We start from the raw sequence: 12,670 nt of genomic DNA on the forward strand, positions 1-12,670 counted from the left end.
CCCACTCTGGAGACGGCGCAGAACTGTTCACATTATCGCCTGTTAAGCGGATTTTTACTTCTTCGCCGCGCTGGTAGCGCCGCCTATTCCCTTGAAGTACTTGAAGAACTCCGAGCTGGGATCCACCACCATGACGTCGTGGCGGCTCTTGAAGCTGGCGCGGTAGGCTTCCAGACTGCGGTAGAACTTGTAGAAGTCCGGGTTCTGGCCGAAGGCCTGAGCATAGATCTGGGATGCCTTGGCGTCGCCGGCACCGCGGATCTTTTCGGACTCACGATAGGCTTCGGCCAGGATCACCACGCGCTGGCGATCGGCATCAGCGCGGATCTTTTCGGATTCGGCCGCACCGGTGGAGCGCAGCTCATTGGCCACCCGCACGCGCTCGGACTTCATGCGTTCGAACACCGAGTTGTTGATCTGGTCAACATAATCTACGCGGCGCAGACGCACATCGATGATTTCCACGCCGATCTGCTTGGCTTCGTTGGCCACGCGCGCCTGGATGGCGTCCATCACACTATTGCGCTGGCTGGAGATGACTTCGCGCACGGTGCGCTTGGTGATTTCATCGTTGAGCGCGGCCTTGACGATCTGCGACAGACGATCCTGGGTGCGACGTTCGTCGGCGCCGAAGCTGACGAAGTACAGGCGCGGATCGACGATACGCCACTTGACGTAGGCATCGACCAGCACGTTCATCTTTTCAGCGGTGATGAAACGGTCGGCGTCGGGCGTATCCAGGGTCTGGATGCGCTTGTCCAGATACATCACGTTCTGGAACGGCGGCGGCAGCTTGAAGTGCAGACCGGGTTCGGTGATGACCTGCTTGACTTCCCCGAGGGCAAAGACGATGGCCGAGGAACGCTGGTCGACCACGAAGATGGTGGACGATGCCAGCCAGATCGCCACCACGGCGACGATGACGGAAGTAACGAGGCGGCCCATCAGCGCACCTCCCTTTCACGCGACTCGCGGGGATCGCGGTTTCTCGAATCTCGCATCAGCTCGGATGAATACACGGTGTCGGTTCCTGCAGTCGAATTGGTGGACGCAGCACTGGGGGCAGCCTGGCCAGCCGCGGAGGCTGGCGACTTGGCGCCAGCCGGGGCCGCATCGCTCACGCTTTGCTGGATCAGTTTGTCCAACGGCAGGTACAGCAGGTTGCTGCCATTCTTGACATCGACCATGACCTTGGTGGTGTTGGCGAAGATCTGCTGCATGGTTTCCAGGTACATGCGGTCGCGGGTGACGGCCGGGGCCTTGGCATAGGCTTCTTGCACCTGGGTGAAGCGTGAGGCGTCACCTTCGGCATTGGCCACCACGCGGGAACGGTAAGCTTCAGCTTCTTCCAGCAGGCGCGAGGCGGCGCCAGAGGCGCGCGGGATCACGTCGTTGGCGTAGGCCTGGCCTTCGTTCTTCAGGCGTTCGCGGTCCTGACCTGCTTTGACGGCATCATCGAAGGCCGCCTGCACCTGTTCGGGCGGTTGCACGCCTTGCATGGTCACGTTGGTGATCTGTACGCCGGACTTGTAGCGGTCCAGGATCTGCTGCATCCGCTGACTGACATCCAGTGCAACCTTTTCACGGCCTTCGTAGAGCACGAAGTCCATCTTGCTGCGGCCGACGATTTCGCGGATGGCGGCTTCAGCCACCTGGCGCACGGAATCATCTGGATCGCGGTTGTTGAACAGCCATTCGGCTGCGTTCTTGAGCTTGTACTGGACGGCGAACTGGATGTCGATGATGTTTTCATCATCGGTGAGCATCAGGGATTCCTTCAACTGCTTGTTGCGCACGTTGCCGCGATAGCCGATCTCGGCGGTCCGCACCTGGGACATGTTGACGATCTCGTGGCCCTGGATGGGATAGGGCCAGCGCCAGTTAAATCCGGGCAGCGTGGTGTGGCTGTAGCGACCGAAGGTGGTCACCACGGCAGTCTGGCCTTCTTGCACGATGAAGAAGCCGCTGGCCAGCCAGAGGAACACGACGATGATGGCGATCACGCCCACACCGATACCGGCGCCCTTGACGTCACCCCGGTTGAAGCCGCCACCACCGTTGCCGCCGTCGGAGCCACCGCCCTTGCGGCCGAGCATCCCGGCGATGCGCTGGTTGAAGTCGCGCCAGAGCTGGTCCAGGTCGGGCGGGCCGTCATCGTTGCCGGACGGTTTTTCGGGCCGTTTGTCGCCGTTATTTCCGTTATTCTGATTGTCGCGGTTGTCATTTTGTGAACCACGCCCCCATTGGGGGTCGTTCAACGAAAACTTGACACCGATTTTCCTGAATAAAGACACAAGCATTCGTTTGCGTTCCGGCTGTAGTGATGGATTAAGAAAATCTAGGAGGAATGCGCGCCAGGAACGTCTAAAAAGCCGTTCCCTCGAACGGCTCAAGCGTGCATGTCTGCGGAATCGACTGGCTCAGAACGGCTGCGACCCCTGGCCTCCAAGGTGGCCTTGAGCGAAGCGGCGATCGCTTCGCGCAGCAGATCCAGGCCAGCACCGGACTGGGCACTGACAAAAACCCGCTGGATTTTACCATACTCGTCATACTCGACCGTCGGTTCCAGCCCAGCGGCGTCGATCTTGTTCCAGACCAAGATCTGCGGCACATGGTCGGCACCGATTTCCTTCAAGACCAGGTTGACCTGCTCGATCTGCTCCATGCGCACCGGGCTGGCCGCGTCGACCACATGCAGCAGCAGGTCGGCGTGGATAGTCTCTTCCAGCGTGGCGCGGAAGGCTTCCACCAGTTGGTGCGGCAGTTCGCGGATGAACCCGACCGTATCCGAGATCACCACATGCCCCACTTCGCCCAGGTAGACCCGACGCGAGGTGGTATCCAGCGTGGCAAAAAGCTGGTTGGCGGCATACACACCAGCCTTGGCCAGTGCGTTGAAGATGGTTGACTTGCCGGCGTTGGTATAACCCACCAACGAGACCGAGAAGGTCTCGTTGCGCCCCCGCGCACGGCGCTGCGTGGCATGTTGCCGGCGCAGCTTGGCCAGCACTGCGCGCAGTGCCTTGACACGCTCACCCAGCAGGCGGCGGTCGGTTTCGAGCTGGGTTTCACCGGGACCGCGCAGGCCGATACCGCCCTTTTGTCGCTCCAGGTGAGTCCAGCCGCGGATGAGGCGAGTGGACAGGTGCTGCAACTGGGCCAGTTCGACTTGCACCTTGCCCTCGTGGCTCTTGGCGCGTTGCGCGAAGATATCGAGAATCAGGCTGGTACGGTCGAGCACGCGCACCTTCAGCATCCGCTCCAGGTTACGTTGCTGGGCCGGCGAAAGGGCGTGATTGAAAATGACCAGTTCGAGCTGGAGATCGGCAACGGCATCGGCGACTTCCTGTGCCTTGCCGGTACCAACGAAGAGAGCAGCATCAGGACTGGCACGACGACCGGTGATGGTGACCACCGGTTCCGCACCAGCCGATTTTGCCAACAGGAAGAGCTCATCCAGACTTGCGGCGAAATCGTTCTTGCCGAAGTCCAGGCCGACTAACGCGGCACGCATGTCAGAATGCCCACGGCGTCAAGCCGGCCAGGTAGACCATTATTCGTCGGACGAGGATTCGAGACTGAGGTTGACCGCACGTGCAGGCACGACGGTAGAGATGGCGTGTTTGTAAACCATTTGCGTAACGGTGTTACGCAGCAGGACCACGTATTGATCGAAAGATTCCACATGGCCTTGCAGCTTGATGCCGTTGACCAGATAGATAGAGACGGGAACGTGCTCTTTTCTCAATGCGTTCAGGAATGGGTCTTGTAACAATTGCCCTTTGTTGCTCATGGCAGCTCCACGGTGTTGTTGTGATTAGGACTTGGAGGCACTTCTAAGAATATCAAGTGCTTTACCAACTTTATGCTATTCAATTTAAACGATTTTCGCTCCAACGCCAAAAAACATTGATCGAATAGCAGGATTTACGATTATTTTTCCTGCCGGATGAAAGGATTCTTGCCCGACTTGAACTCGATACGCAGTGGAGTGCCCACCAGGGAGAAAGTTTCCCGGAAGTGCTTTTCCAGATAGCGCTTGTAGTTGTCATCAATGGCTTCCAAGGCATTACCGTGGATCACCACTACCGGCGGATTCTGGCCGCCCTGGTGCGCATAGCGCAGCTTGGGACGGATCGAACCCTTGCGGCGCGGCTGCTGATGCTCCAGCGCCTCTTCCAGCGCGCGTGTGAGGCGCGGCGTGCTCAGCTTGGCCATAGCAGCAGCGTAGGCCGAGTCGATGGACTTCATCAACGGGCCGATGCCGGTGGACTTCAGGGCCGAGATGAAGTGGAACTTGGCGAAGGAAAGGAAATTCAGTTTGCGCTCCAGATCCATCTTGATCTGGTTGCGCTGGTCGCTTTCCATGCCATCCCATTTGTTCACACCGACCACCAGCGCCCTGCCCGACTCCAGCACGAAACCGGCGATGTGGGCATCCTGCTCGGAAATATCCTGCTGAGCATCCAGCAGCAGCAGCACGACGTTGGCATCTGAAATCGATTTCAGGGTCTTGACCACGGAAAACTTCTCGATGGCCTCGAACACCTTGCCACGACGGCGGATGCCGGCGGTATCGATCAGGGTGTAATGGCGCCCTTCGCGCTCGAACGGAATTTCAATCGAGTCGCGCGTGGTGCCGGGCATGTCAAAGGCGATCACGCGCTCTTCGCCCAGCAAAGTATTGACCAGGGTCGACTTGCCCACGTTGGGACGACCGACGATGGCGATCTTGGTACCGCGTACAGCCGGCTCTTCCGGCTCGGGCTCCTGGGCACGTTCGGCCTCGACCATGTCCAGCGCTTCCTGCACCAGATCGGCCACGCCATCGCCGTGGGCCGCGGAGATCACATAGGGATCGCCCATGCCCAGCTCGTAGAAGTCTGCGGTGACCGAGGTGTACTTCATGCCTTCGGACTTGTTGACCACCAGCAGCACGGAACGACCGCACTTGCGCAGGAAGTCGGTGATGGTCTTGTCGTGCGGCGTCAATCCCTGGCGACCGTCGACGATGAACACCACGATGTCGGCCTCGACCACCGCCTGCTTGGTCTGCTTGGCCATCTCATACATGATCCCGTCCTTGGCCACGGGTTCGAAGCCACCGGTATCGATCACCAGGAACGGACGTTCGCCGACTCGGCCTTCGCCGTAGTGACGATCGCGCGTCAGGCCGGGCAGGTCCGCCACCAGCGCATCGCGGCTGCGGGTGAGCCTGTTGAACAACGTCGATTTGCCGACGTTGGGACGGCCTACAAGTGCAATTACCGGTTTCATTTCTTTTCTTGGGGGTCGTTCGTCACTGGCTTACTCAGCAGCGACGGCGACCACGGTTCCTGATTTGGTTTGGAAAACGACAGACGATCCGGTCGAGACCGGCGGCGCCTGGATGGCACTGCCATCGGTGGCCAGACGGGCCACGAAGGCACCATCTTCACGCGACAGGAAGTGAATATAACCCTGGAAGTCGCCCACGGCCACTGCCTTGCCGATGGCAATCGGGGCTGATAGTACGCGATTCTTCAGACGGTCGTTGCGCCAGATGACAGCGCCGGTGTCACGCGCAAACTCGGTGACGGTACCGCCGACATCGGCAGCATAGACGTAGGCATCATCCAGATTGACGCCGACATCGCTGGAAAACTCCTTGAGCCAGCGCACATTGCCATTAAGCAAGTCAAAGCAACCTATCCGCCCCTGGTAGGAAGCCGCGCAGATGTCGGTCGCACCCAGGGCCGGCATCCCCGACACGTCGGAGATGCGCTCCAGCTCGGTGGTGCCGCGCGGGTCACCGACCGGGATTTCCCAGCGCGGGCCGCCATTGTTCAGCGCCAGGGCCGACAGACGACCACCCGGCAGGGCCACGAAGGCAGTCTGCGCACCGATGGCGATGCCCGGCGCATTGCGCAGGGTCAGCGAAGGCAGGTTGCGCTGGACCATCCAGCGCTGGCTGCCGCTGTCGGCGTCGTAGGCAGTGACACGGTTGTCGATACTGCGAATGACCACCAAGCCTTCACCCACGGCCGGTGCCGACAGCACTTCGCTGGGCGCCTGGGCAGTCCAGGTCGGCTTGCCGGAAGCGGCATCGAAGGCCTGGATACGGCCCTTCTCGCCCACCACCACGACCGTGCTGCCGTCGGTACCGACACCGGCCGTCAGGTCACCCTCGGCACGGCTGCGCCACAGGGTCTGGCCGTTCTGGGCATTGATACGCACCACGGTGCCATCGTTGGCGGCGGCAAAAATACTGCCGGACGCAAAGGCCGGGCTGAACTGGTAGCTGCCAGCCTTGCCGACCGACACCGTCCAGGCGGACTGGGCACGCATCTTCTGCGTAAATTCGACCAGCGGTGCCGGCGGATTGGGATCCTTCTTGCTGGAAAACAGCGAACAACCGGACAGGGCGACCACGGCGGCAATGGCGGCCATGTTCAGCGCCAGCTTGCCGGCGCGGCGGGAACGAGCAAAGGATGTTGCCTGGGCAGCAGTGGCTGTCACACTACGCATATTCTGTTTCCTCTCAGCGATGGATGGATTCGCACTGGGATTGCGGTTCAATGGCTGGGCTGCGTGGGCAACCCGTCGGGCAGGCGGTCCGCCGCAGCGGACCTGGGTCCCGGAAGTTCAGTGGCTCAATAGCTCAATAGAAGCTCAGGCCTTGGGTGCTTCGCCGCCGATGGCGTCCAGCTTGATCTGGATGAGCTGACGACCCGGATCCTTGGCATCACTCTTCTCCAGCGCCAGCTTGTAGGCGGTACGGGCTTCATCACGCTTGCCCTGGGCCAGCAGGACGTCGCCCTTGCGGTCGGCGATGGCGCCGGCGAACTGGGCCGGATAATCACCAGCCAAGACCTTCAACGCTTCCTCATAGGACTTGGTGTCGAGCAACACACCGGCCAGGCGCACCGCGGCGATGGCCTTGTATTCCTTGCCACGACCATGGTCGATCACCCATTGCAACTGCTTCTTGGCAGTCTCGTTGTCGTTGGCATCGAAGGCCGACTTGGCCGCCACCAGCGCGCTCATCTCGGCGTAGGCGGTGCCGCTGAACTTGTCCTGGATGTCGGTGGCAGCGCGCTGTACCTTGGCATTGTCCTTGGCAGCTAGGGCCTTCTGCTGCTCTTCGTACAATACCGAGGCTTGCGCCGACTGGCGGCCCTGGTAGGTGTTCCAGCCGGTCCAGGCAGCGTAACCGGCCAGGGCGATGATCAGGGCCCAGGTCACCAGGTTGCCGTACTTTGCCCACCAGGCCTTGATGGAATCAAGCTGTTCTTGTTCTTCGAGATCGTATGCCATGTAACTCAGCGATTAGGTAAAGTTGACGGGTCTTCAGGGGTGGTAGTGCACGTGATCGTGGTCATGATCATGGTCGTGATCGCCCACGATCTGCTCCACGATGTAATCGACCACACCATCGAAGGCCATGTTGCTCTGGTTGGCGCGGCCTTCTTCGGCGTTGCCTTCGCGCAGGTGCTTGACGGTGGCGGTAGCGGCCTTGAGTTCATCCTCACCGATGATCACGGCGAAGGCGGCACCACTGGCGTCGGCGCGTTTCATCTGCGCCTTGAACGAACCACCACCATTCGACGATGCGCAATGTAGCACAACATCGAGCCCGGCAGTCCGCAAACGTTCAGCCAGGACGAAAGATTGCAGCTGGGCATCCTCGCCCTGATGGACCAGGTAGACGTCACACTGGTTGGGCGCGTACTGCTCGCCATTGGCCTTCATCAGCTCCAGCAGACGCTCCACGCCCATGGCGAAACCGCAGGCCGGAGTCGGCTTGCCGCCGAACATCTCGATGAGCGGATCGTAGCGACCACCACCGCAGACCGTGCCCTGCGAGCCGAGCTGGTCGGTGACCCACTCGAACACCGTACGGTTGTAGTAGTCCATGCCACGCACCAGGCGCGGGTTGATGGTGAAGGGAATGTTGTTGTGGCGCAGGATCTTCTGCACGCCTTCGAAATGCGCGCGCGATTCTTCACCCAGGTAATCCAGCAACTTGGGAGCGGCGTTCACCATCTCCTGCATGGAAGGATTCTTCGTATCGAGGATGCGCAGCGGGTTGGCGTGCAGGCGGCGCTGGGCGTCGGTGTCCAGCAGCTCCTTGTGCTGCTCAAAGTAGGCGATCAGGTCGGCGCGGTGCTTGTTGCGCTCTTCCGCATTGCCGATGGAGTTCAGTTCCAGGCGGATGTCGGACAGGCCCAGGTCATCCCACAGGCGCTGGCACATCATGATCAGTTCGGCATCGATGTCCGGGCCGCTGAAGCCCACGGCTTCGGCACCGACCTGGTGGAACTGGCGGTAACGGCCGCGCTGCGGACGTTCATGGCGGAACATCGGGCCGACGTACCACAGGCGCTTGGGACCATCGTAGGTCAGGTTGTGTTCGAGGGCTGCGCGCACCACGCCGGCGGTGTTTTCCGGACGCAGGGTCAGGTTGTCGCCGTTCATGGAATCGGTGAAGGAATACATCTCCTTCTCGACGATGTCGGTCACCTCGCCCAGCCCGCGTGCGAACAACGCGGTCGGCTCGACGATGGGGGTGCGGATCTGCTGGAAACCGTAGCTCTTGAGCACCGATTGCACGGTGTTTTCGAACAGTTCCCACAGCGGGGCGTCGGCCGGCAGGATGTCATTCATGCCTTTGACGCCAACGATTTTTTCGACTTTCTTTTGTTCTGACATACCGAATACCGGAGAGTGTTGTCTTTTACTTCATTTCTGAAATCTGGAATATGACGCACCTTTCGTGCGATATACCAGCGCAAGTGTACTGCATGGCCCGCAACGCCCTACTTTGGCGGGCCACACGGCCATCAGACATGGCTGCCCTGACCGTAATGCGATTGAACGTATTCCAGCACCACGTTCTGGAATTCCTCGGCGATGCGCTCGCCACGCAGGGTCATCTTCTTTTCGCCATCGATGAACACCGGCGCGGCTGGCGACTCGCCGGTACCGGGCAGGCTGATGCCGATGTTGGCGTGCTTGGATTCACCAGGACCGTTGACGATGCACCCCATCACAGCCACGTTCATGGCTTCCACGCCGGGATACTTGCCCTTCCACACCGGCATCTGCTCGCGCAGGAAGGTCTGGATCTTGTCGGCCAGGTCTTGGAAGACAGTGGAAGTGGTGCGACCGCAACCCGGACAGGCGATCACCATCGGGGTGAACTTGCGCAAGCCCATGGTCTGCAGGATTTCCTGCCCGACCACCACTTCCTTGGTACGGTCGCCGCCCGGTTCGGGAGTCAGTGAAATGCGGATGGTGTCGCCGATACCCTCCTGCAGCAGCACCGACAGCGCCGCCGTGGAGGCCACGATGCCCTTGCTGCCCATGCCGGCCTCGGTCAGGCCCAAGTGCAGCGGGTAGTCGCAACGACGCGCCAGCTCACGGTACACCGCGATCAGGTCCTGCACGCCCGAGACCTTGCACGACAGGATGATCTTGTCACCCGCCATGCCCAGTTCTTCAGCGCGTTGGGCATTCTCGATGGCCGAGGTGACCAAGGCTTCATACATCACCGCCTGGGCGGCCCATGGCTCGGCGCGACCGGCATTCTCATCCATGATGCGCGCCAGCAGCGCCTGGTCCAGGCTGCCCCAGTTCACGCCGATGCGCACCGGCTTGTCGTACTTGCAGGCCACTTCGATCATCTGCGCGAACTGGGTATCGCGCTTGGCGCCCTTCCCCACGTTACCGGGGTTGATGCGGTACTTGGAGAGTGCCTGGGCGCACTCCGGATACTCGGTCAACAGCGTGTGACCGTTGTAGTGGAAATCGCCCACCAGCGGTACATCCACGCCCATGCGGTCGAGCTGCTCGCGAATGGCCGGCACCGCCGCCGCAGCCTCGGGCGTATTGACGGTCAGACGCACCACTTCGGAGCCGGCGCGGGCCAGGTCCTTGATCTGGATCGCCGTCCCGATGGCATCAGCCGTATCGGTGTTGGTCATGGATTGCACCATCACCGGTGCGCCGCCGCCGACGATAATCTCGCGCGCCCCGTGGCTGATGACCACGCGGCGGCTGTTGCGGCGGGCCAGCGGCCCGGAGGCGATCGGGGAGGAAGACATGATGGACAGTCGCTTCAGTTCAGGTTCAGGCGCGCAACATTGCTGCCGCCCGGAGTTTTCAGATCCAACGGCTGGCCGCGCAGGGTGGCATCCACCCCGGCGGCATTGCCGATAATGAGCGTCGTGGCATCGGAGACATCGAAGGTCTCGGTGGTTCCGGCCTTCAACAGGCGCGAGATGATCGTGCTCTTGTCGGCACGACGGATTTCCACCCACGAATCCTCACGAAAGGTCAGGCGCAGCAAATCCTTGCTGTTGACGATGTTCAGCCCACTAGGCACCGTAGTGGAAGCCATGGACGTGGACGATGCTGCCGGGGACGTCGGCGCTACCGCTGCCGCTGCCGGGCTTGCCGTCGATGCCGGCTCGCTGGCGGCCGGGGCGGCAGCCGGCGTCGGCGCCGGCTGGGCCGCTACCGGCGCCGGCGCTTCGGGCGCGGGGGCTGCCTGCGTGGCGGATGCCTCAGCAGGGGGCGGCGTAATGGTCTCCACGCGGGCATTGACTGGCGTGTCATTGGATGCGACCTCCACGCCTTGGGTCGCCTCTGTCGTTTCCGGTGCAGCCGAAGTTTCGCTGTGGTGTGCCTTCAACCAGGCCAGTTGCGGCACGTTGGCCCCCAATTCGGTCCAGCGCACGGCGGCCGCCCCGGCCAGCACGGCGACCACGACCACGCCTGCCAGGATGGGCAGCACCGAACTGTTGCCGCGCGTACTCATCATCATGGCCGGCAGCGGACCTTCCGAGAATGGTGTGGACAGCGAATGCTGCGGCACGATGTGATCGCGCTGTTGCACCGCGGTTTCCTGCGGCATGGCAGCGGCCAGTGCATGGGCATCCAAGCCCAGCACCTTGGCATAACTGCGCACGAATCCGCGCGCCACCGCCAGGCCCGGCAAGGCCGCGTAATTGTCGGCCTCGATGGCCTGGATCTGGCGCGGGGCCAGTTTCACCAGGCTGGCCACCTGCTCCACCGACCAACCCTTCTTTTGCCGCGCCGACGCCAGCATGGCACCGGGCAAGATGGCAGCCTGGGACGGTTGACGGACATCTTGCGGTTGCTGCGACGACATTTCGTTCATTTGTTGATCACTCATCAAATGCTCCACATGGAAAAGCTTTTTTTAGCCGGCCCTGGCCGGATTCTTCTGGAGCGTCCCTGCGCAGCCTGCGCCGCGTCCCTCCGGGGAAATTCGACAACTTCAGCAAAAACACAAAAAGGACGTTCGATGACTGCGCCCCAGCGCAACATCGACGCCCCCGTACTGCATTCTCTAAAAACCGCTGCCAGCTTCCTCGCCTTGACGACAAAGGCCGGCGCGACATGTTCAGCAAAGGCATCACACCTGCTTGCCGTCACCCGGAAATCTCCACGATGCGGCCAAAATCCTTGCCGAACTTGCTCTGGTACTCAGCCATCTTCTGCATCCGTTCCTGCACACGGGTGCGATCCTTGACCTCGCCGGCCAACTGCCCACAGGCAGCGTCGATATCGTCGCCGCGCGTCTTGCGGATGGTGGTGACAATGCCCGCATCCATCAGAATCTGCGCAAACGCCTTGATGCGCGGATTATGAGAGCGCTTCAAGCCCGACTCGGGGAAGGGATTGAAGGGAATCAGGTTGAACTTGCAGGGGATGGCGGTCTCACCCTCCTTCACCAGTGCCACCAGTTCACGGGCGTGAGTATCGGTGTCATTGACGCCATCGAGCATACAGTACTCGAAGGTAATGAAGTCACGCGGCGCGAATTCCAGGTAGCGCTTGCACGCCAGCATCAGCTCGCGCAACGGGTGCTTGCGGTTCAGCGGAATGAGCGAATCGCGCAGCGCATCGTTGGACGCGTGCAGCGAGACGGCCAATGCCACCGGGCACTCTTGCGACAGCTTGTCGATCATCGGCACCACGCCGCTGGTGGAGAGCGTCACACGGCGGCGCGACAGGCCATAAGCATTGTCGTCCAACATCAGGCGCAAGGCGGTGACGGTCGGTTCGAAGTTGAGCAACGGCTCACCCATGCCCATCATCACCACGTTGGTGATCTGGCGTTCGCCCTTGGGGCCGCCTTCGATGCCCTTGGTCTTGCGCAATTCGAATTCCGCCATCCATAGCTGGCCGATGATCTCGGCCACAGTCAGATTGCGGTTGAAGCCCTGCTTGCCGGTCGAACAAAAACGGCAATTCACGGCACAGCCCGCCTGCGTCGAAACGCACAGCGTGCCACGGTTTTCTTCAGGGATGAACACGGTTTCCACCGCATTGCCCTGACCCACGTCGACCAGCCACTTGCGCGTGCCGTCGGTGGAGGTATGGTCGCTGATGATGGCCGGCGCGCGAACTTCGGCGCGGGTCTTCAGCTTGTCGCGCAGCGACTTGGCCAGATCGGTCATCTGATCGAAATCAGCAACACCGAACTGGTGTATCCAACGCTGCAACTGCTTTGCACGAAACGGCTTCTCACCCAACTCGCCGCAGTAGGCGACGAGCTGCGCGGGATCCATATCCAGCAGATTGGTGAGAGCTGTAGTCATGATGCTTGCGGTCGGGAGCGAGGCAGAAAGGCGCTGCAGGAATTGCAACACCGGTTTCG

11 protein-coding genes are annotated in these 12,670 nt (G+C 61.2%); all 11 read right to left on the bottom strand.

From position 1 onward, the window contains the following. Positions 1 to 54: 54 nt before the first annotated feature. A complete protein-coding gene (hflC, locus tag RC54_RS15685) occupies positions 55 to 945 on the bottom strand; it encodes a protease modulator HflC (RefSeq protein ID WP_058896024.1) in 891 nt (296 codons plus the stop codon). Then, on the bottom strand, positions 945 to 2,300 hold the full coding sequence (hflK, locus tag RC54_RS15690; protein WP_058896025.1) for an FtsH protease activity modulator HflK: 1,356 nt from the start codon (positions 2,298 to 2,300) through the stop codon (positions 945 to 947). The genes hflC and hflK overlap by 1 nt, the downstream gene beginning before the upstream one ends. An 89-nt stretch (positions 2,301 to 2,389) precedes the next feature. Beyond that, entirely contained in the window at positions 2,390 to 3,514 is a 1,125-nt protein-coding gene (hflX, locus tag RC54_RS15695) for a GTPase HflX (RefSeq protein ID WP_058896026.1), read from the bottom strand. 39 nt (positions 3,515 to 3,553) lie between these two features. Continuing rightward, a complete protein-coding gene (hfq, locus tag RC54_RS15700; protein ID WP_006463311.1) occupies positions 3,554 to 3,793 on the bottom strand; it encodes an RNA chaperone Hfq in 240 nt (79 codons plus the stop codon). Positions 3,794 to 3,933: 140 nt separating this feature from the next. After that, positions 3,934 to 5,277 carry a ribosome biogenesis GTPase Der gene (gene der, locus RC54_RS15705; RefSeq protein WP_017451811.1) on the bottom strand — a complete coding sequence of 448 codons (1,344 nt, stop codon included), beginning with the start codon at positions 5,275 to 5,277 and terminating at the stop codon, positions 3,934 to 3,936. A gap of 30 nt (positions 5,278 to 5,307) precedes the next feature. Then, complete coding sequence (gene bamB / locus RC54_RS15710; protein WP_058896027.1) at positions 5,308 to 6,507, bottom strand: outer membrane protein assembly factor BamB; 1,200 nt, start codon at positions 6,505 to 6,507, stop codon at positions 5,308 to 5,310. Between the two features lie 144 nt (positions 6,508 to 6,651). Further along, positions 6,652 to 7,296, bottom strand: a complete 645-nt coding sequence (locus tag RC54_RS15715; RefSeq protein WP_058896028.1) for a YfgM family protein — start codon at positions 7,294 to 7,296, stop codon at positions 6,652 to 6,654. A 33-nt stretch (positions 7,297 to 7,329) separates the two neighbouring features. After that, entirely contained in the window at positions 7,330 to 8,691 is a 1,362-nt protein-coding gene (hisS, locus tag RC54_RS15720; RefSeq protein ID WP_017451808.1) for a histidine--tRNA ligase, read from the bottom strand. A gap of 131 nt (positions 8,692 to 8,822) precedes the next feature. Continuing rightward, positions 8,823 to 10,085 (bottom strand): flavodoxin-dependent (E)-4-hydroxy-3-methylbut-2-enyl-diphosphate synthase, encoded by a 1,263-nt coding sequence (ispG, locus tag RC54_RS15725; RefSeq protein WP_058896029.1) that lies wholly within the window; start codon positions 10,083 to 10,085, stop codon positions 8,823 to 8,825. A gap of 14 nt (positions 10,086 to 10,099) precedes the next feature. Continuing rightward, positions 10,100 to 11,179, bottom strand: coding sequence for a helix-turn-helix domain-containing protein (locus tag RC54_RS15730; RefSeq protein ID WP_061788942.1), 1,080 nt, complete (start codon positions 11,177 to 11,179; stop codon positions 10,100 to 10,102). A gap of 259 nt (positions 11,180 to 11,438) precedes the next feature. Continuing rightward, positions 11,439 to 12,611: a dual-specificity RNA methyltransferase RlmN gene (gene rlmN / locus RC54_RS15735; RefSeq protein ID WP_058896031.1), complete on the bottom strand. Its 1,173-nt coding sequence runs from the start codon at positions 12,609 to 12,611 to the stop codon at positions 11,439 to 11,441. Between the last annotated feature and the right edge of the window lie 59 nt (positions 12,612 to 12,670).

The organism is Herbaspirillum rubrisubalbicans (genome assembly GCF_003719195.1).
Lineage (GTDB): Bacteria > Pseudomonadota > Gammaproteobacteria > Burkholderiales > Burkholderiaceae_D > Herbaspirillum > Herbaspirillum rubrisubalbicans.